This window comes from Citrobacter sp. C13 (genome assembly GCF_014596815.2).
GTDB classification, from domain to species: Bacteria; Pseudomonadota; Gammaproteobacteria; order Enterobacterales; family Enterobacteriaceae; genus Citrobacter; species Citrobacter portucalensis.
Window position 1 is genome coordinate 55586 of record NZ_CP115024.1, and the last position, 20713, is coordinate 76298.

Here is a 20713-nt window from a genome sequence, read left to right on the forward strand (position 1 = left end):
CATATGTACGCCAAAAATACACCGGAAACACATCGTTTCCTGAAATGCGATAACGCCTGAATGCTCAGACATTGCTCGCGAGAGAGATAAACGCCCCTGCCCACGTCTTCTCCAAATACCCATCCGTAGGTTGAAGTCTTCTGGGCAAAATATAACGCCCATTTCGCTTAATTATTACGCAACGGATATTATGATATTCAGGATGTTTCCTGATTCGCGATGAAGAATAGCAATGGGTTATGTGTGGATTCAGTGACCCATGTCGCGTAAGTTAATGATGACAAATGTGAATTTCATTGAGGGGCCGTACTTTTTGTTTCCGGATATGACGTTACCTTTTGCGGCAATACAGCGAGGGCACATTGGAGCTGGCAAAAATCCATGCACCTTTATACTCCTCCATGACCAGGCTCAGGCTTCGTCCGCTTTGGCGGTAAAATCCAGGTAATGTGTTGTTAATATCCGCTTCATCAGCGGTGTCAGCGAAGGTTTTGACGACCTGCATCGCCTGTAGCACTCGGGCATCGCGCTTTTGGGTGTAGTTAAAATAGATGTTCCTGCTAATGTCTGAGGTATTACGCCCGTACAGTTTGCCGGTAATAGTGGCCAGGCCTTCACTGTTGTACATCCGAAACGATAACGTACCGGTAAAGCGGTTGCTGCCAATATTCCATTCCATGTTACCGATGCAATTCAGCGGTTTGTCGGCATAGCGTGAATGCCATAGCCACCCACCTGAACCGAGCAATATCGCAAGACCGATTACGAGCAAAATAAGGTGGTGTGTTTTTTTCATTGCCCGCGCATCCAGTAATAATGAGTAGTGCAAAACGCGTTAGCATCCACCCGTGCATCTTTATCACAGACAAATGCTACGATTCTCTCTGCTTTGCTGTAGCCGGAAAGAAAAACATGTTTGTTGTTTTCACAGAGATAGGGATGTAACTGCATCAGATTGAAATAGCCTTGCTGGTCGTGTTCATTTGGTGAGTAATAGATTTTGCAATTTTGCCGCGAAGGGGTCTGCATAGAGACCGGGACAAATTTACTAAACGGCATAACAGGGCGCGTTTGATACCACACCAGCCAGATGATCAGCGTGGCAATCACGACACTGGCGCTAAATAAAACCTCAAACCAGGGTATCTGCGTAGTTTGTTGTGGTGTCGAAGGAATTATCTTTGCGGGGGTGATTTCTTCAATAACCGGCGGCGGGGAAACTTCACTCTGTTGAAGCGTTATTGTCTCTACTTGCGTATTCTCATTTAATCTGAGCCCGCGTCGGGAAATAGTTTTCACAGTATCACGAGGCAACCCCACGTCCGCCAGCGCGTTACGTAGTGTCAGAATAGCCTGGTAAAATGTGTTGGTGGTGGTCACATTATTTCTTTCACCCCAACCAATTGTCATCAACGTGTTCTGGGAAACAATGTCACTTGCGTGAGTAATTAAATAGAGAAAACAGAGCGAGGCAGGGAGCTGGAGCTGAATTGCTCGCCCGGTCTGACGATTGACCAGACTTTTGCTATCAGGATTAAATTCGACCAACTGATTGATAAGGTACAATTGCCCAGCCCTCAGTAACCAAAACGAATCACAGCGTGTGCTAACGCATCCTTTAAATTTTACATCCAAATCAATAATGCGCCTCACTCTTTGTTCATGATTGAAGATAAGAATTTTGCTTAATTATTAAAAATTCTTTAAATACAACATGTTAGCAATCTTATTTCTTAGGTTAAAATTACCTAAGGTTAAATAATGAGAATTCATTACAGTTTTATCTGAATTATCTTTATATTTGTCCACAACATGACAAGGGTGATTCAGTTATCAGAATCACATAATTAGTAAGCAACCTTTATGCAGGTTATTTTTTAGCAAATAGTGCTTTTTTACTGTTTATCTTAGAATCTGAATTTATGCATAAAATTCCTAAAGCATAGGTTGTTATTCTGAGATAAAGCGTAAATAAGCTTAGCGCAATCGTATTACTCACAGCCCATACATATTAGTGCATCAGGAGTTTATTACATTTTATTAGCGCCACTGTTATTAACTGACAAGGAACGTACTACGTGTTGGATTGACACATTTATTTACCAATGAAATATTTATGGAAAAATAACAGGAGTCATTTTTGATGAAGAGATCACCGTCACAGACTGTTCGTTGCATAAGCTGTGAATTATCCTGTCAATTATTTCCAGATACTGCGGTTCGCGCCAGTTACTGTCACCGTGCCGCTTTTGCTATCTGGCCTGAGGGGAATGGCTTTCTGCAAAAAGGAATTATTGAAAAGCTTCTGCTTAATAATCAGAACCATTTGTCGCGTGGGTTTATTTTTGTGGATTTTTCTTTCCCTAATCTACGCCTGTTTTCCGACCCGCAATGGGTTGACCGGCTGGCCTACAGCGGTATGCATATTGTGTTGATAGCTGACAGGAATCTGGCGCCATTAGCCAACTACTGGCTGTCCAAAAGCAATAAAATACAAGGGATTATATATTCCGATGATGATGACGAAGTTCAACATCAGAAAATCAGGCGACTCTTTACTGGCCATCTCGCCAACAGCAAACGTGGACGCTCACTTAACTATACAGAAATGATATTACTGAAGCGTTTTGTGTCAGGGAAAAGTATTCAGCAAATTACCAAAATAGATAATATCGATATTAAGAAAATATATGTCTACAAGCTCAGGCTTGAAGATAAGTTAGGCCATAGTATTCATCAAATATTGTCGAACATTTTATAACTTATTTTTGAGTTTTATTATTTTCACATCCTTGCGATGTGGTGGACGCTCTACGCCTGAAAGCAGGAGGCTAATATGCCAAATCCCAAATCTTATTCTCGTATTGCCATAGCGGTTTCAGCCGCATTAACCTCTATGGTATTTTCAGCTCATGCGGCATGGGTAGACGTTGATAGTCTACCTTCCAGCGGACTGGTTAGCAGTCTGCCCCCGGAATTGCAGGCAATAATTCCAGCGCAGGCAAATGCCAGTTTCGCTAAAACCAGCGCCATGCCGAATTATGTTTATCAATGGAGTGCGGGCACGATTCCTGTTTATGGCAATGGATTAACGATTAATGGACCCGGTGCTGAAGCTTTTGAGCACTCTGTTACCGTTATTCAGAACAGTACAACGGGTAGTCCGGGCGTTATTTTTGGGGACGACCTGACGATTCGCACGCAGTCGAAGAATGCCGCCAATAATGGTAAAGATGTTGACGGTATCCGCACGCACGGGGCCAATACGCCGGATAACCCGGTCTTTATCATCACCGGGGATCGCACCAGTATTTATGTGGACGGTCAGGATGGTGACGGTATTAACGCCGGTTACAACTCCTATAGTCAGGGCTGGAAAGGCTCGGCCAGCATTTACGTCGGCGACGATCTGTATATTCAAACCACCGGTTCCCAGGGACGTGGTATCACAGCCAACGCGATGAAAGGCGTAGCGGAGGCCAAAAATACAATTGTGGTTGGCGACCGGGCACACATTGTGACGATCGGTGACAGTTCAGAAGGTCTTCGCACCGGGCAGAGCGGTTCCTCTATCCTGCTTGGTAATGACGCCACCATCGAGACTTCGGGTGCTTCTTCCACGGGGATTTATGCCGCCTCATCGTCCAAAACGGAACTGGGCAACAACGCGACGATTACGGTCAACGGCGTCAGCGCACATGCGGTTTACTCCACTAACGCGACCGTGAATCTCGGTGAAAACGCAACAATCAACGTAAACAGTTCGGCGAAAGCGGCGTCATACAGCAAAGCGCCACGCGGCCTGTATGCGGCTTCTCGCGGGGCGATAAACCTGGCAGGTGGTGCAGCTATTACCATGGCGGGCGATCACAGCAACGAAAGTTATGCCATCAGCACTGAAACGGGCGGCACCGTAGACGGCTCCGCTGGCGGGCGCTTCCTCATCGATGGCGATCTTCATGCCGCTGGCGCGACTGCTGCAACCAGCAGCCTGCCGCAGCAAAACAGTACCATTAAGCTCAACATGACCGATAACTCGCTGTGGAGCGGGGCGTCATACATCACCAGCGCCACTGCCGGGACGGGCGTTATTTCGCTGCAAATGAGCGACGCGACCTGGAACATGACCAACAGCTCAACGCTCACCGACCTGACGCTGAACGGCGGGTCAGTGGTGAACTTTGGGCATGCTGACGGCGAACCGTGGCAGACGCTTACCATCAATGAAGATTTCACCGGGAATGGCGGCAAACTGGTTTTCAATACCGTCCTGAATGACGATACCTCCGAAACCGACAAGCTGAAAGTGCTCGGCAACACCGCGGGTAATGCGTTTGTGGCGGTAAATAACATTGGCGGCACCGGGGCGCAGACCATTGAAGGTATTGAGATTATCGAAGTGGCTGGTAATTCAGACGGTACTTTTGAGAAAGCGGGTCGTATTGTTGCCGGAGCGTACGACTATAACGTTGTGCAAAAAGGCAGTAACTGGTATCTGACCAGCTTTATTCCTGCTCCGCCGGAGCCGGAAGACCCGGACCCTGTTGATCCGGACCCGGTTGACCCTATTGATCCAGACCCGGTCGATCCTGTAGACCCGATTATCCCTGAGCCGGAAGAACCTGTTGCGCCTCCTGTCACTGAGCAGCAGTACCGTCCGGAAGCGGGTAGTTATCTGGCGAACAACTATGCGGCTAACACGCTGTTTATGACCCGACTGCACGATCGTCTGGGTGAAACGCAGTACGTCGATATGCTGACAGGCGAGAAGAAAGTAACCAGCCTGTGGATGCGTAACGTTGGGGCGCATACCCGCTTCAAAGACGGTAGCGGGCAGTTGAAAACCCAAAGCAACAGCTATGTGATGCAGCTAGGCGGCGACCTGGCGCAGTGGAGTAGCGACGGCCTTGACCGCTGGCACCTCGGCGCGATGGCCGGTTATGCCAACAGCCATAACCGCACGCAGTCCAGCCTGACTGGCTACCATTCACGTGGCCAGGTCACCGGTTACAGCGTGGGGCTGTATGGCACATGGTATGCCAATGACGCCGACAAGACCGGCACCTACGTAGATACCTGGGCGCTGTACAACTGGTTTGATAACAAAGTGATGGGCCAGGAGCAGGCAGCAGAGAAATACAAATCCAGCGGGATAACTGCTTCGGTTGAAGCCGGTTACAGCTTCAAGCTGGGTGAAAGCGAGCGCAACAGCTACTGGCTACAACCGAAAGCGCAGGTGGTGTGGATGGACGTGCAGGCCGACAGCCACCGCGAAGCGAACGGTACCCGCGTGAAGGACAACACCGATGGCAACCTGATGACCCGTCTGGGTGTGAAAGCCTTTATTAACGGCCATAATGCCATCGACGACGGTAAATCTCGCGAGTTCCAGCCGTTTGTCGAAGCCAACTGGATCCACAACACGCAGACGACCAGCGTGAAAATGGACGATGTGAGCAACGACATGCGCGGCACCAAAAATATTGGCGAGCTGAAAGTCGGCGTTGAAGGTCAAATCACTCCGCGCCTCAACGTATGGAGCAACGTGGCCCAACAGGTTGGCGACAAAGGCTACAGCGATACCCGCGGTATGCTCGGCGTGAAATATAACTTCTGACGTAACTGCAGGTAACAGAAAGCCGCTGATTAACCGATCAGCGGCTTTATTTTTTGGGGGAATCGTAGGCCGGATAAGCGTTAGCGCCATCCGGCAACACAAGCAAAGTGCAGCGCTAGCTATTACTATTTTTGCTACAAGCAAGTTCTTTGCCTAAAGCGATCATGGCCAACTCAGAAGGACTGTATTTTGTTCGTTCTTTTGGATGGGTCTGGAGGTAATTACCAACAATATCAGCTTCCTGCCCAATGGTTATGCTCTCATTACAGATGATTTTTTCTTTTGACAGTGTCCCCGCTACACCGGCAACAAAAGACATATACATCACTGCTGTCTGTTCATCCCGAACGTTCAAATAATCAAAACCTTTCTCATACAACTGATAGCCGTGATATAGCGAGTTGCCGTCGATATTCAATGTCGATTTTGCCAGCACAGGTGTTGAAAAACAGAGTAATAACAAGACAGGAATGGCAATTTTACTGATCATATGAGCGCCAGCCGCCCTTATGGTGTGAGCCAGTACCGCCGTGCGGGTGTTCTCCTTTCGGGCATGCGAAAACAGTGGATGATGCGGTGATAGTGACGAGAGCGATAATCATCGCCATAAATACGTTTTTCATTAGTCGTCCATTGTTGCAATTATTTATAAATAAAAATACACATATCATTTAAGCTGAGATGGTATTGTGCCTGTCCATTTAATTGACATTATAATGCGTGCTTCACTGTGATGTCATTTATACCTTGTGGCATAGGCTATCAGGAGAGTATTTTGAATATGACGTTCAGTGTATGGTATGAGACAATTAAAATGAGTGTATATGAATAGTCTAACAACAGGAAAACATGCACGTGTACACGCGCTACGCCTGGGATATGAAGAATTTCCAGATGAGAATGCTTATGGCGGTGCATATTATATTAAAGATGGTCTAAAATGGATATTTACTATTGTAGGGCTAAAGAAACATTTAGGTATCTATAATGATGATGATTTACGCAATGAGAAATATGATGTAGATACCTATTATCGTCTAGAGTCAGAGTCAGAGCCAGAGCCAGAGCCAGAAGATAATGAAATGCAATCGCTATACGATGATTTGAAGATAAGTGACGGTGAGCCTGTTTATCTGGAAGGGGGGATGTACCTTTATCCCGATGGCTCTATTCGGTGATTCATTTGATAGCGTAGGCCGGATAAGCGCAAGCGCCATCCGGCACCAGGTTAACATGTAAGCGCCACTTACATGTTGACTCGTAATTCACTGAAGAGTCGCCAGCGTGCTCTCAATTCTATTTAACTTCTGATTGGCCTCTTTCAGCTCATCCTGCAACCGTTGTTCCTGCTCGCCATAGACCATCAGGACGATACAGCCATTCATCACTTTTACGGTAATTTGTTGCCCGGTTTCAAACCCCGCTTCGCGTAGCCACTTGCCGGAAAGAATAATTTTGGGTGTGGATTTGTCGAAAACATTCGGGCGGTATCCCACAATTACCGAACGCTCGGTTCCGGATTGGTCGGTGTCTGGGGTAGAATGCGAATCAGCCATAATCAACTCCTTGATAGTTGGTGAGGTTAGACGCTCCGGCTGTGTTCCCGCACATCGGGGCGTTGCTAGTGTAGAAGGCTTTTAGGTGGCCTCCTATATGGTTAAGATAATTGGATAGGTGGCCTCATGTCAATCATATCGCGCGAAAAAAAACCAAAAGGCGGCGGTCAATCACCGCAGTTCAAAATGCGTATTGATCCGGCATTGAAAGAGCAGTTGGATGCTGTGGCGGCAGAAGAAGGGGTAAGTCTCGCCAGTTGGTTGAAGGAACTGGCGAGGGAGGAGTTGCGTCATAAAGGAATTGAGCCAAAAGGTTAGGGCTTATTACTATCAAGGTCTTGGCTGCCCATCTGAGCTTCCTGATCCCTTGTATTTGCCCCGTTGAAGGGGATATTCGTTATAGTCATTGGTAAAGAATTTTTACCAGAAAATATATCTTCAAGACCTTTTAATATGTTAGCTTGAGTGGTTTCTAAATCTCCATGAGCTATCGGTCTATAACAATCTCTTTGTAATTGTACTTTATCAAAGTCATAATTCATGGCTTGTGCGATCGTATATAAAAGCTCGGTGAATAAATCATCGGATTTTGATATCCATATATTTATATCAGGGTATTCTTTTGCTTTGTTTAAGTGATTGTTATAGCTTTTCCAGGCATGGGTTACTGCCTGCTCTCTGCTTGTTTGATACCGTGTCTTAATTAATGGGATTTTCCGTCCGTAGAATTCAATATCAATCATGTTTAGTGCTTGTACGTGATCTCTATGCAGTCTTTGTGATCTGGTTGACATCAAAGTTCTAAATATATATAAGCGATTTTGTTTTTTTTCACGAAATTGCTCTAATATTTTTTGTATTTCTACAGCAAGTATGGGACCAATTATTACTGCTGCTGTCATTACAATATCTTTGTATTCCATGCCGAATAAACCACTCATTATTTCACCTGTGAAAGTTATAGATATAAATGGTATTGAATTAATGGATATACTCTAAATTAGGAGTTGAATATTATTATAATTGGCGGAAGATCACAGGAGTCGAACCTGCCCGGGACCGCTGGCGGCCCCAACTGGATTTGAAGTCCAGCCACCTCACCGGAGATGACGATCTTCCGCGCCTCGATTGCTACATGGAGGCGGGGCGCATTATAGCTACTTCCAAACGTTTCCACACCCCCTCACTCACTTTTTTAACTTCCGTTTCTCTATACCATGACCAGTTTCAAATAAATCGCCGCAAAATCCATTACTTACACTTAGACACATTTTCAGACGCTACCCTGATCACAGAAAACAAGAATCGTAATTTGATAACGAGATATCGGAATACCCGCGCTCACAGGGATGGTTTACAAGAACTGTAACCGGTATCAGTGCGTGTGAAAGTGCTAACAAGGATGCGTAATGAAAAGTGAGATTTTGTCCGTTAAAGAGAAGATTGGCTACGGCATGGGCGATGCCGCCAGCCACATCATCTTTGATAACGTTATGTTATATATGATGTTCTTCTATACCGATATTTTTGGTATCCCGGCCGGTTTTGTCGGCACGATGTTCTTACTGGCTCGCGCGCTGGATGCTATCTCAGACCCTTGCATGGGACTGCTCGCCGACCGCACCCGTTCGCGCTGGGGGAAATTCCGCCCGTGGGTGCTGTTTGGCGCTCTGCCGTTTGGCCTGGTCTGTGTGCTCGCCTACAGCACGCCGGATCTCAGCCTGCACGGCAAAATGATTTATGCCGCAATCACCTACACGCTGCTGACCCTGCTTTATACCGTGGTGAATATTCCCTACTGCGCGCTGGGCGGTGTGATAACTAATGACCCAACGCAGCGTATCTCCCTGCAGTCATGGCGCTTTGTGCTGGCGACGGCGGGCGGCATGCTCTCCACCGTGCTGATGATGCCGCTGGTGAATCTGATTGGCGGTGAAGATAAAGCGCTGGGCTTCCAGGGCGGGATTGCCGTGCTCTCGGTTGTGGCGTTCCTGATGCTGGCGTTTTGCTTCTTCACCACCAAAGAACGTGTTGAAGCGCCGCCAACCAACAATTCAATGCGTGAAGATCTGCGCGACATCTGGCAAAACGACCAATGGCGCATCGTCGGCCTGCTGACCATCCTCAACATCCTGGCCGTCTGCGTTCGCGGCGGGGCGATGATGTATTACGTCACCTGGATTATGGGTACCCCGGAAGTGTTTGTCGCCTTCCTCACCACCTATTGCGTCGGCAATCTTATCGGCTCTGCGCTGGCAAAACCGCTGACTGACTGGAAATGCAAAGTCAGCGTCTTCTGGTGGACGAACGCCCTGCTGGCGGTCGTCAGTCTGGCAATGTTCTTCGTGCCGATGCACGCCAACCTCACAATGTTTGCCTTCATCTTCGTGATTGGCGTACTGCATCAGCTCGTGACGCCAATCCAGTGGGTGATGATGTCCGATACCGTTGATTACGGCGAGTGGTGTAACGGAAAACGTCTGACGGGGATCAGCTTCGCGGGCACGCTGTTCGTGCTGAAGCTGGGTCTGGCGTTCGGCGGGGCGATGATCGGCTGGATGCTGGCGGGCGGCGGTTACGATGCCGCAGCGAAAACCCAGAACAGCGCCACCATTAGCATCATTATCGCATTGTTCACGATTGTCCCAGCTATTTGTTACCTGTTGAGTGCCGTGATTGCCAAACGCTTCTATACCCTGAAAACGCCGTATCTGACGGAAATCATGAGTCAGCTGGCTCACGGTGCGCACCGCAATCAGCAGGATTTTTCGACGAAAGAATTACAGAACTAAGGAACCAACGATGAAAATTAGCGACGGAAACTGGCTGACGCAGCCTGGCCTGAATTTAACTCACCCGATTCAGGTGTTCGAGGTCGAACAGCAGGGTAACGAGATGATTGTCTACGTTGCGCCGCGCGATGTGCGTGAACGTACCTGGCAACTGGATACTCCACTCTTCACCCTGCGCTTTTTCTCGCCGCAGGAAGGCGTGGTTGGGGTGCGTATGGAACACTTCCAGGGCGCGTTGGATAACGGTCCACATTATCCGCTGAACGTGCTGCAGGACGTCAACGTAGAGATACAAAACACCGCTGAATTTGCCGAACTGAAAAGCGGTAATTTGAGCGTGCGGGTCACTAAAGGCGAGTTCTGGTCGCTGGATTTCTTGCGTAACGGCGAACGTATTACCGGCAGCCAGCTGAAAAATAACGGCTACGTGCAGGACACCAACAGCGGGAAAAACTATATGTTTGAACGCCTGGATCTGGGCGTTGGCGAAACGGTGTACGGTCTGGGTGAGCGCTTTACTGCGCTGGTACGTAACGGCCAGACGGTGGAAACATGGAATCGCGATGGCGGCACCAGTACCGAGCAGTCTTACAAGAACATCCCGTTTTATCTCACCAACCGTGGTTACGGCGTGCTGGTAAACCATCCGCAGTGCGTGTCGTTTGAAATTGGCTCTGAGAAAGTGTCAAAAGTGCAGTTCAGCGTTGAAAGCGAGTATCTGGAATATTTCGTCATCGACGGCCCTACGCCGAAAGCGGTGCTGGATCGTTATACCCGCTTTACTGGTCGTCCGGCGCTGCCGCCAGCCTGGTCATTCGGTTTGTGGCTGACTACATCGTTCACCACTAATTACGATGAAGCGACGGTGAACAGTTTTATCGACGGGATGGCCGAGCGCAATCTGCCGCTGCACGTCTTCCATTTCGACTGCTTCTGGATGAAAGCCTTCCAGTGGTGCGACTTTGAGTGGGATCCGGTGACCTTCCCTGACCCGGAAGGCATGATCCGCCGCCTGAAAGAGAAAGGGCTGAAGGTCTGCGTATGGATAAACCCCTATATCGGCCAGAAATCCCCGCTGTTCAATGAACTGAAAGAGAAAGGTTATCTGCTCAAGCGCCCGGACGGCTCCCTGTGGCAATGGGATAAATGGCAGCCGGGCCTGGCGATTTATGACTTCACCAATCCTGAAGCCTGCGAGTGGTATGCCAACAAGCTGAAAGGTCTGGTGGATATCGGCGTTGACTGCTTCAAAACTGACTTTGGTGAACGCATTCCTACTGACGTGCAGTGGTTTGACGGTTCCGATCCGCAGAAAATGCACAACCATTATGCGTACATCTACAACGAACTGGTATGGAACGTGCTGAAAGAGACCGTCGGTGAAGAAGAGGCAGTGCTGTTCGCCCGTTCGGCCTCGGTCGGCGCGCAACAGTTCCCGGTGCACTGGGGCGGTGACTGCTATGCCAACTATGAATCAATGGCCGAAAGCCTGCGTGGCGGGTTGTCCATCGGCCTGTCCGGCTTTGGCTTCTGGAGTCACGATATTGGCGGCTTTGAGAATACCGCCCCGGCGCACGTCTACAAGCGCTGGTGTGCGTTTGGGCTGCTCTCCAGCCACAGCCGCCTGCACGGTAGTAAATCCTACCGTGTGCCATGGGCGTACGATGATGAATCCTGCGACGTGGTGCGCTACTTCACTGAGCAGAAATGCCGCATGATGCCGTACCTGTATCGCGAAGCGGCGCGCGCCAATGAACTCGGAACGCCGATGATGCGCGCAATGATGCTGGAGTTCCCGGACGATCCGGCATGTGATTATCTCGACCGCCAGTACATGCTGGGCGATAGCGTGATGGTTGCGCCGGTGTTTAGCGAGGCGGGTGATGTGCAGTTCTATCTGCCGGAAGGACGCTGGACGCATCTGTGGCGTAACGACGAGGTGGCGGGCAGCCGCTGGCATAAGCAGCAGCATGACTTCCTGAGTCTGCCTGTTTATGTGCGCGACAATACACTGCTGGCGCTGGGCTGCAATAACCAGAAGCCGGACTACGCCTGGCACGAAGGGACGGCGTTCCAGCTGTTCCATCTGCAGGAGGGTCGGGAGGCGATTTGTGAAGTCCCGGCGGCTGACGGTTCGGTTATCTTCACGCTGAAAGCGACGCGCACGGGTAATACCATCACCGTGCAAGGAAGTGGCGAAGCGCGTAACTGGACGCTGTGTCTGCGTAATATTACGCAGGTTAGCGGCGTGAAGGGCGGCTCGTCTGTGGGCAGTGAGTGGGGAACGGTTGTCACGCCGGATGCGGATGCGCTGACGATTACCCTGTAAGTAAATCTCAACGTGGGCTGGATGGCGACGCAATGCGTTTTATCCGGCCCACGCTGCGAGCAGCATTCCAGATCTGAAAATCCAAAACATCCTGAATTAAATTTTTATCTCCCCATATTTGCGAGCGATATCACTCTGAATCCCACGAAAAATGTGATCTGCGCCGTAAATATCTCACTATTTCCTCTTTTTGTCTTATTTCTGTCCGGATTACTGGACACGATTTAGTATTGTTGGCGCATCGTAGTCCTCTTATATTTATCATCACGGATTACACGTGGAGCATAAATGCTTCTTTATAACCTAAATAATTCGAGTTGCAGGAAGGTGGCGACGCAGCGAATCCCCTGAACGTACATAAGTACGTGACTGGGGTGAGTGACAAATCTGTCGGGAACAGATTTGAACGTCGCGGAGCGACGGCCCTTAAGGGCGAGTCTCATGGATGAGACGAGTAACTCAAAAGCCAACGCACATGCAGCTTGAAGTATGACGGGTATAGATATTTAATCTGGTATGTAATAAGGGTAAATAATGCAAATGATTACCTCGCGACAAAACAGATTATTAAAATTTCTTCTGTCTAAGAAGGAATATGTCACGCTGCTGAAAGTTGCCGAGTATTTATCTGTTTCAGAGAAAACTGTGCAGCGCGATCTGCGCTTACTGGAACCATGGTTATCAGAATGGAAAATAGCCATCGATAAACGTGCTGGTGCTGGGGTGATATTAAGTGCCGATAATATTACCGACCTTTTATATATGGACCAGTTATTAGGAACGGAGGGTGATGATGCTGACGGCATGATGAATAATTCACGGCGAGTAAAGATAGCTTCACAATTATTAAGCGAAACGCCGCATGAAACGTCGATCAGTAAATTATCCGAACGTTATTTTATTAGTAGCGCATCGATTGTGAACGATTTGAAAGTAATTGAATCCTGGATTACCCCACTGGGCCTGTCGTTGATTCGCAGTCAGAGCGGCACGCACATCGAAGGTAGCGAGAGCGGTGTGCGCCAGGCGATGGCGTCGCTGATTAACGGTGTGATTAACCATAATGAACCTGGTAACGTGGTTTATTCACGCCTTGACCCAGGCAGTTATAAAGCCTTAGTGCATTACTTTGGCGAAGAAGATGTTTTATTTGTCCAGACGTTATTACAGGAAATGGAGAACGACCTGTGCTGGTCGCTCGGCGAGCCTTATTACGTCAATACCTTTACCCATATTCTGATCATGATGTACCGCATCACGCGGGGCAATGCGCTTCCGAGAAAAGAAGAGAGCATCACTACCTGTGATGAGAACATATTTTCCATTGCCAGTCGCATGATTCAGCATATCGAAAAACGCATTGCCCACCCGCTGCCGGAAGACGAAGTCTGGTTTATATATCAATACATTATCTCCTCGGGTGTGGTGATTGAAGAGCATAATGACGTGAGTGTGATTGGTCATATGCACTCCAGCGACGAAGCGCGTTTGATTACCCATCGGTTGATTGCCACCTTCGCCGAGATGGTCGACAGCGATCTTAGCCAGGACACGGCGCTGTATGACGGATTGCTGATCCACATTAAGCCGCTGATTAACCGACTGAACTACCAGATCCGCATTCGTAATCCGTTGCTGGAGGATATCAAAGGCGAGTTGCAGGACGTGTGGCGTCTGACCCAGTGTGCGGTAAATCGGGTGTTTAGCAGTTGGGGCGAGCGGGCCGTGTCGGAAGATGAAGTGGGATATTTAACCGTGCATTTTCAGGCCGCAATGGAGCGTCAGATAGCGCGTAAACGCGTACTACTGGTCTGTTCAACGGGTATCGGCACTTCTCACTTACTCAAAAGCCGTATTCTACGCGCCTTTCCGGACTGGACTATCGTCGGCGTGGTGTCGGCAGGCAGCCTGCCCTCTGTACTGACAGACGATATTGAACTGGTGGTATCGACGATTAATTTACCCGCGGTTGCCATGCCGGTCGTGTATGTCACTGCCTTCTTCAATGATGCGGATATTAAGCGGGTAACAGAAACGGTTATTACGGAAAAATTACATCGGGCGACGTCGCTGGTCGTTGAAAATTAATGTCTGAACTCCATGAGGTATGATTGATGGACATCACGAAAATACTCAATACAAATCGCGTTATTTTGGACATGAAGGCTACAAGCAAAACGGAGGCTATTGAGGAACTGACGGATATTCTGCAAAAAGATGGAGCAATTAGCTGTCGCGAAACGTTTATTCAGGATGTCTGGCAACGTGAGTCAGAAGGCTCGACCGGCTTCGAAAACCATATTGCGATCCCGCACGGGAAATCCTCGGCGGTGGTCAATACCACGCTGGCGATTGGGCGTACCCGCCAGGAGATTCCCTGGGAAACCCTGGACGGCAGCAATGTACGGTGCATTATTCTGTTTGCCGTACGTCTTGAAGATCAAAACACCACCCATATTCGTCTGCTTTCGCAGGTTGCTGGTGCGTTGGCAGATGACGACATTATTGAACAACTATTAGTTGAAAGTAGTCCACAAAAAATTATTGAGCTTTTTAGCCAATATGCTGAATCCAATGTCTGCTAAATAAAATGTGGAGCATGTTATGAATATTGTTTGTGTTGCCGCCTGTACGGCGGGTATTGCGCACACCTATATTGCCCGTGAGAAGTTAATTAAAGGTGCCAAAGCGCTTGGTCATAATATAAAAGTTGAAACCCAGGGCACCATTGGCACAGAAAACGAACTGCTGACAGAAGATATTTCTGCGGCTGATGTCGTGATTCTTGCTGTCGATGTAAAAATAAAAGGGGAGGAGCGATTTTCAAACAAACGCATTGTGCGAGTAAAAACTGAAATCGTCATAAAGTCGCCCATTCAGTTTCTTGAAAAGGTCGAAAAATCATTAGTTAATAATAACCAGTAGCGATCCTCATTCTGGAGGGATTTCACATGAGTGAAAATAAAATTCCGCTATCTCAGGAAATAAAAAAACATTTATTAACGGGAATTTCGTGGATGATCCCGTTAATTGTCGCCGCCGGGATCTGTATTGCTCTCGGGCAAATACTTGGCGGCACTAACGTCGGTGAAAAAACAGGAACCATTCCCTGGATGCTCAACCAGATTGGCGGCTGGGGGATGGGGTTAATCGTACCGCTGATTAGCGCGGCGATTGCGTACTCCATTGCTGACCGTCCGGGATTCGCGCCGGGTCTGATTGTCGGCTTCGTCTGCGGAGAAATTCATACCGGTTTTATCGGCGGGATGCTGGGCGGATTTCTGGTCGGTTATACCGTCCTACTGCTCAAGCGCTATATCCGTTTGCCGCAGTCGATGCAGGGGTTGATGCCCATCATGGTGCTGCCGGTACTGAGTACCGTTATCGGCGGCCTGTTGATGATGACGCTGATTGGCAAGCCGATTGCCTGGCTGCAGGACGCGTTGATTCATCTGCTGGAGTCTATGCAGGGCGGATCCCGCTTTCTGATGGGCGCTATCCTCGGTGCGATGGCGACATTCGACTTCGGTGGGCCGGTGAATAAAACCATGTCGCTGTTTGCTGACGGCATGCTGGTCAGCGGCGTGTACGGTCCGGAAGCGGTGAAGTTTGTCGGTTCGATGATCCCTCCATTTGGCATTACGCTCTCTTTCCTGCTGACGCGTCACAAGTACACCCGTGCGGAACGTGAGGCGCTGAAGGCCGCATTCCCGATGGGGATCTGCATGATTACCGAAGGGGTCATTCCGATTGCGGCACGCGACCTGCTGCGCGTGGTGGGCTCCTGCGTGGTGGCATCGGCGATTGCGGGTGGCCTGATTATGGTGTGGGGTGTCGAAAGCCCGGTACCGCACGGTGGCATGTTTGTGGTTCCGCTCTTTACGCATCCGCTGCTGTTTTGCCTGGCGCTGGGGATCGGTACGGTGATTTGCGGTGTCATGCTGTCGCTGTGGAAGAAACCGGTAACCGAGCGTGATGAAGAGTTTGACGAACTCAGCGATCAAAAGCTGAAAGACGAAGAAATCACCTTCACCCTGGAATAACCGGAGGCCTTATGTTTGCCGATATGAAAAGCATGGTGACCAAAGCCTGGCGCGAGCAGTACGCGCTGCTGGCCATCAACTGTATGAACCTGGAAAGCGCCCGCGCAGCGGTGCGAGTGGCGGAGAAACACCGTGCGCCCATCATTCTGAATTTGTATCAGGGGCATCTGGAGCATTTTCCGGCCCCGATAGCGGCAGCGGTGGTCAAAACGCTGGCAGAGGAAGCCTCGGTACCGGTCGCGCTGGCGCTGGATCATGGAAAGGATCCTGTACGCATTCGCCAGGCTTTTCGCGCCGGATTCAGCGGCTTAATGATCGACGCCTCCGCCTTTGCGCTGGAGGAGAACATTCGCCAGACCCGGGCGGTGGTTGAGCTTGCAGCCAGCGTTTCTCTGTGCGTGGAAGGCGAGCTGGGTCATTTGGCCGATGCTCCGTGCTATGACCACGCCGCTAACGCTGATTTGATGACCCAGGCCGCCGACGTGGAACCCTTCATCCAACAGACCGGGATCGATTTGCTGGCGGTGTCGGTGGGTACAGCACACGGCATGTACGCGCCGGGTATCACACCTGCTATTGATTTCCTGCGGCTGGAGGAAATAGCCCGGTTATCAACGGTGCCGCTGGCGCTGCATGGCGGCAGCGGAACGCCGTTTGACCAGCTACAGCGCTGCCCGACGTTTGGCGTCGCCAAGATAAACGTTGGTGCGGCGGTTTTCGAAGCCGGAAAGGCTGCGCTACTGCATACCCTGTGTCGCGACACATCCGGTGAACTCGTTGATGCCCTGGCCCTGATGGAACAGGCCTGCGAGGAAGCCATTATTCCGTACCTGCAGGCCAGCGGCGCTATCGGCAAAGCCTGATTCATTTTCTGTAACGCCTTCTATGCCTCTGCGATGACGCACTGGCAGGGCTTTCTACACCCTGAAACTGGAGAATTAACATGTTAGTTTCGATGAAAGAATTACTGCAACCTACCCGTCAGCACGGTTTTGCCATCGGCGCATTCAACGTGGCGGACAGCTGCTTTGTACGCGCAGTAGTGGAAGAAGCGGAAGCGACCAACACCCCGGCGATTATCTCCATTCACCCCAGCGAACATGATTTTGTCGGCGATGCGTTTTTTAGCTACGTCCGTGATATCACCATGCGTAGCCCGGTTCCCTTTACTCTGCATCTGGACCACGGCGCTTCGGTTGAGCATGTCTTGCGGGCGATTCAGTGTGGGTTTACCTCGGTGATGATTGATGGCTCGCTGCTGCCATATGAAGAGAACGTGGCGCTGACCCGCGAAGTGGTCAAACTGGCGCATGCGGTAGGTGTTTCGGTGGAAGGGGAGTTGGGAACGATTGGCCAGACCGGGACGTCAGTGGAAGGCGGCGTGTCGAAGGTTACTTATACCGATCCTGCTCAGGCAGAGGATTTTATCGCCCGAACCGGTGCAGACACGCTGGCGGTGGCGATTGGAACCGCGCACGGGATCTACCCGAAAGGGATGCAGCCAGAGCTGCAAATGAACATCCTGCGCGATATCGCCGGACGTGTGGATATTCCGCTGGTGCTGCACGGCGGTTCCGCGAACCCGGATGCGGAAATTGCCGAATCCGTGACGCTGGGCGTTGGCAAAATCAACATTTCCAGCGATATGAAATACGCTTACTTCCAGAAAGTCCGCGAAATCCTGGCGAAAGAAACCTGGTGGGACCCGAACGTAATCTATCCGGAAGCCATTAGCGCCGCGCGGGACGTTATCCGCCACAAAATGAAACTGTTCGGTTCAACCGGCAAAGCATCACTTTACTAACGGCATGCAGGCGGGGCGACCCGCCTCTTTCGCAACAAGGAAAAGTGGAATGAAACGTTCACACATTAATTATGCCGTCGATAAAGCGCATGCCATCGCTGAGACTTTTCGGGTCTGTCTGCCTGATTTTGCGTATTTTACGGTCGATGCCTGGCGGCAACAGGATCAAACTCTGTGGCGTGAAGTGCGCGATCTCCAGTTGGGCTGGGATATTACCGACTTCGGGCACGGAGATTTTGCGCAAACGGGGCTGACGTTACTAACGTTGCGCAATGGTTTGATGGGGTCAGCGGACTACCCCAAACCGTACGCCGAAAAGATGTTGCAAATTCAGCAGGATCAGCAAACGCCATGGCATTTTCATCGCCATAAAATGGAAGATATCGTTAATCGCGGCGGCGGTGATTTGTGTATGCAACTGGCGTGGGCCACGCCTGATGATGAGTATGACGCCCGACGCGTTGTTGAGGTTAGCGTGGATGGTCAGCGGCGTACAGTTAACGCTGGCGAGACGCTGGTATTGAAACCGGGACAAGGAGTGTGCCTGCCACCGCGCTTGTATCATCGCTTTTGGGCGGAGAAGGCGTTTGTGCTGGGCTGGGAAATCTCGATGGTCAATGACGACCAGCATGACAACCACTTTTTGGAACCTGGCGGTCGCTTCCCGTTGATTGAAGAAGACGAGCCGGTGAAATGGCTGTTGTGCAGTGAATATATTCGCTTATGAGCATGAGTAGGCCCGGTAAGCGAAGCGCCACCGGGCAATAAATCATTGTGCAGGTGGTGGTGCAGTGACTTCACTCCCCGAAACCACGCCCGCCTGCATGGTTTGCGTTACCTGCTGTTTCTCCACGTTCACCGCATGCAGCTGACCGTTGACCGTTGGCTTGAGCGGCACATCGGCCTGAATATTGCCGCTGGCGGTAAGCTGGATGTTGCCATCGCCGGAAAGCGGCAGTGCGGGCCAGCCCCACTGCTGCAGGATCGTCATTGGCACGCCGCGCCCGTTTAGGCTGACCTGCGTCTGGCGCTGAGGTAGCTGCGAAATGCTGGCAGTGGCCTCCAGCAGTCCTTTTTCCGTATAGGCGCTCAGTTCGCTGATATTGATGGTGCTGCTGTTTGCCGTCAGCGCCAGCGAAGGGCGACGCACGTCGGTACGGTTAAAGGTAGCGGCAGCGGCGTTGAGGGTGGCGCTACCGCTCCAGATCCCCCACTGATTGTTCTGTACCAGCCCGAGGTTAGCACCGTAGCCGTCCAGCGCGGTGAGCTGCCACGGGAAATTGGGGTCGATATCTATCACCAGATTACGGCTGGCACTAAATTTCTTCAGCGTCAGGCTGTTTAACCACGCTGGCAGGGGTTTCATCCACAGCTGCTTCCAGTTTTCCGGCAGCGTGTATTCCAGACCAGCAATAGCGGCATCGTCAAGGACCAGTGCTTTGTTGCTGCGCATCCAGTTTCCGGATGTTCTGACCATACCGCCTTCCCAGCGGGTGGTGAACTGGCGCAGCGCAATGCCCTGAGGTGAGAACTCGGCGTTCAGAATCGGATCGAAGAAGTGCAGAGAGCCGTAAATAAACTCGCTGGCGTTCATCGACAATTTTCCTTCCTGAGTTTGCCAGTCGTCCTTGCTGAAGGTCATGTTGCGCAAGCTCAGATCGAGATCCGTCACCGCCCAGTCGGGGCCTTGCAGACGGGCATCCGTCACTTCCAGACGACCAATTTGCAGGGAAGGAATAGTGCTTAACGGGGCAAAAAAGTCGGCCAGCGATTTGTCGCTTTGCAGCCGGATATCGTTCAGGCGCAGATTCTCCACAACCCAGCTCCCGTCTGCATTGCGTTGCGCTACGCCGGTTAATGCCCCACGCGCCACGTCAGCGCCAATATTGCTTAGCGTCACCCGGTCATGGTCGATGCTGCCTTCAATCAAGACGTTGGTAGTTGGAACATCGTTGAGCGTCAACGAACTGGCGCTGAGCTGAATTTGCGCTTTGCTCCCGAGAATTTTACCTGCCTCAGGGCTCCAGGGAATGACGCCGCCGTTAACGCGCTGGGCGCTGAGGTTCCACTCGCTGCCGGGGCTGTTAAGCGCCATATCCTGCAATTGCAGGCGATCGGCCTGGAACGGCAACGGCGCTGTTTGCTGGGAAAGATTCAGCGTGCCGTTTTGCAACAAAATGATGTCTACGTGCAGCGGGTCGGTGATTTGGCGGCTACTCAGCCCAATATCGACCGTTTTAGCGACCAGCGTTGCGGGCTGACCATCCCGGCCAAAGGTGACGTTTTCCAGCAGAATATGGGAAGGGGAAGAAAACCGGTGATCGATGGCATCAAACGCCAGATGGTAGCTGCTGTTCTCCGAAACCCAGGCGCTGACGTGCTCTGCCCCCCAGCGGGTTTGCAGTAGAAAATAAAGGCCGAGAATCGCCACTGCAAGGGCGATCAGCACGTAAAGAAGCAGCTTTCCAATAAATTTCATGGTCTTCCATCCCGCGAAGTGCACATAGTCAAGTTATGCACGATTTAGGCGCAATGCTCAAGGCGGGAATGGTGAAAGAGCGTTACAGCGGCG

At 50.6% G+C, this 20713-nt stretch carries 20 protein-coding genes and 1 tRNA gene; 13 read left to right on the top strand and 8 right to left on the bottom strand.

Annotation, left to right across the window (positions count from 1 at the left end; translation table 11 throughout):
- Positions 1–331: 331 nt before the first annotated feature.
- Entirely contained in the window at positions 332–796 is a 465-nt protein-coding gene (locus IB222_RS00275) for a hypothetical protein (RefSeq protein WP_149384364.1), read from the bottom strand.
- Positions 793–1566: a transcriptional regulator gene (locus IB222_RS00280; protein WP_149384429.1), complete on the bottom strand. Its 774-nt coding sequence runs from the start codon at positions 1564–1566 to the stop codon at positions 793–795. The genes IB222_RS00275 and IB222_RS00280 overlap by 4 nt, the downstream gene beginning before the upstream one ends.
- A 577-nt stretch (positions 1567–2143) precedes the next feature.
- On the opposite strand from IB222_RS00280, the gene IB222_RS00285 reads away from it, so the two are divergent.
- Both IB222_RS00285 and misL read left to right on the top strand, forming a co-directional pair.
- Complete coding sequence (locus tag IB222_RS00285; RefSeq protein WP_003827187.1) at positions 2144–2761, top strand: helix-turn-helix transcriptional regulator; 618 nt, start codon at positions 2144–2146, stop codon at positions 2759–2761.
- 75 nt (positions 2762–2836) lie between these two features.
- Positions 2837–5617 carry an intestinal colonization autotransporter adhesin MisL gene (gene misL, locus IB222_RS00290; RefSeq protein ID WP_149384365.1) on the top strand — a complete coding sequence of 927 codons (2781 nt, stop codon included), beginning with the start codon at positions 2837–2839 and terminating at the stop codon, positions 5615–5617.
- A gap of 115 nt (positions 5618–5732) precedes the next feature.
- Here the strand turns inward: misL and IB222_RS00295 are convergent, their stop codons facing one another.
- Together IB222_RS00295 and IB222_RS00300 are read right to left on the bottom strand one after the other, a co-directional pair.
- Positions 5733–6107, bottom strand: a complete 375-nt coding sequence (locus IB222_RS00295) for a Rap1a/Tai family immunity protein (protein WP_057066445.1) — start codon at positions 6105–6107, stop codon at positions 5733–5735.
- Positions 6097–6240, bottom strand: a complete 144-nt coding sequence (locus tag IB222_RS00300) for a hypothetical protein (protein WP_188055337.1) — start codon at positions 6238–6240, stop codon at positions 6097–6099. Before IB222_RS00300 ends, IB222_RS00295 begins: the two co-directional genes overlap by 11 nt.
- A 201-nt stretch (positions 6241–6441) precedes the next feature.
- On the opposite strand from IB222_RS00300, the gene IB222_RS00305 reads away from it, so the two are divergent.
- A complete protein-coding gene (locus tag IB222_RS00305) occupies positions 6442–6795 on the top strand; it encodes a hypothetical protein (RefSeq protein WP_149384366.1) in 354 nt (117 codons plus the stop codon).
- Positions 6796–6882: 87 nt separating this feature from the next.
- Here the strand turns inward: IB222_RS00305 and IB222_RS00310 are convergent, their stop codons facing one another.
- Positions 6883–7173: a SymE family type I addiction module toxin gene (locus IB222_RS00310; RefSeq protein ID WP_136391337.1), complete on the bottom strand. Its 291-nt coding sequence runs from the start codon at positions 7171–7173 to the stop codon at positions 6883–6885.
- 126 nt (positions 7174–7299) lie between these two features.
- Here IB222_RS00310 and IB222_RS00315 point away from each other — a divergent pair, with 126 nt between their 5' ends.
- Positions 7300–7491 (top strand): toxin-antitoxin system HicB family antitoxin, encoded by a 192-nt coding sequence (locus IB222_RS00315; RefSeq protein ID WP_085049118.1) that lies wholly within the window; start codon positions 7300–7302, stop codon positions 7489–7491.
- Here the strand turns inward: IB222_RS00315 and IB222_RS00320 are convergent.
- Both IB222_RS00320 and IB222_RS00325 read right to left on the bottom strand, forming a co-directional pair.
- On the bottom strand, positions 7488–8114 hold the full coding sequence (locus IB222_RS00320) for a DUF6680 family protein (protein WP_149384367.1): 627 nt from the start codon (positions 8112–8114) through the stop codon (positions 7488–7490). The two genes, IB222_RS00315 and IB222_RS00320, sit on opposite strands and share 4 nt — an antisense overlap.
- Before the next feature lie 83 nt (positions 8115–8197).
- Positions 8198–8292, bottom strand: a tRNA-Sec gene (locus tag IB222_RS00325).
- Between the two features lie 290 nt (positions 8293–8582).
- Here IB222_RS00325 and IB222_RS00330 point away from each other — a divergent pair.
- The 9 genes from IB222_RS00330 to IB222_RS00370 all read left to right on the top strand — a co-directional run bounded on the left by IB222_RS00330 (position 8583) and on the right by IB222_RS00370 (position 18868).
- A complete protein-coding gene (locus tag IB222_RS00330) occupies positions 8583–9965 on the top strand; it encodes a glycoside-pentoside-hexuronide family transporter (RefSeq protein WP_149384368.1) in 1383 nt (460 codons plus the stop codon).
- Positions 9966–9975: 10 nt separating this feature from the next.
- On the top strand, positions 9976–12294 hold the full coding sequence (yicI, locus tag IB222_RS00335; RefSeq protein ID WP_126956518.1) for an alpha-xylosidase: 2319 nt from the start codon (positions 9976–9978) through the stop codon (positions 12292–12294).
- Positions 12295–12828: 534 nt separating this feature from the next.
- Positions 12829–14382 (top strand): PRD domain-containing protein, encoded by a 1554-nt coding sequence (locus tag IB222_RS00340; protein WP_149384369.1) that lies wholly within the window; start codon positions 12829–12831, stop codon positions 14380–14382.
- A gap of 26 nt (positions 14383–14408) precedes the next feature.
- Positions 14409–14879: a fructose PTS transporter subunit IIA gene (locus IB222_RS00345; protein ID WP_063941167.1), complete on the top strand. Its 471-nt coding sequence runs from the start codon at positions 14409–14411 to the stop codon at positions 14877–14879.
- A gap of 19 nt (positions 14880–14898) precedes the next feature.
- Positions 14899–15219: a PTS fructose transporter subunit IIB gene (locus IB222_RS00350; RefSeq protein WP_003827230.1), complete on the top strand. Its 321-nt coding sequence runs from the start codon at positions 14899–14901 to the stop codon at positions 15217–15219.
- Positions 15220–15245: 26 nt separating this feature from the next.
- Positions 15246–16337: a PTS fructose transporter subunit IIC gene (locus tag IB222_RS00355; RefSeq protein ID WP_003827232.1), complete on the top strand. Its 1092-nt coding sequence runs from the start codon at positions 15246–15248 to the stop codon at positions 16335–16337.
- Positions 16338–16348: 11 nt separating this feature from the next.
- On the top strand, positions 16349–17200 hold the full coding sequence (locus tag IB222_RS00360; protein ID WP_003827234.1) for a class II fructose-bisphosphate aldolase: 852 nt from the start codon (positions 16349–16351) through the stop codon (positions 17198–17200).
- A gap of 80 nt (positions 17201–17280) precedes the next feature.
- Positions 17281–18141 carry a ketose-bisphosphate aldolase gene (locus IB222_RS00365; RefSeq protein ID WP_003827236.1) on the top strand — a complete coding sequence of 287 codons (861 nt, stop codon included), beginning with the start codon at positions 17281–17283 and terminating at the stop codon, positions 18139–18141.
- Positions 18142–18190: 49 nt separating this feature from the next.
- Entirely contained in the window at positions 18191–18868 is a 678-nt protein-coding gene (locus IB222_RS00370; RefSeq protein WP_003827238.1) for a D-lyxose/D-mannose family sugar isomerase, read from the top strand.
- 42 nt (positions 18869–18910) lie between these two features.
- Here the strand turns inward: IB222_RS00370 and IB222_RS00375 are convergent, their stop codons facing one another.
- Positions 18911–20620 carry an AsmA family protein gene (locus tag IB222_RS00375; protein WP_148361316.1) on the bottom strand — a complete coding sequence of 570 codons (1710 nt, stop codon included), beginning with the start codon at positions 20618–20620 and terminating at the stop codon, positions 18911–18913.
- Between the last annotated feature and the right edge of the window lie 93 nt (positions 20621–20713).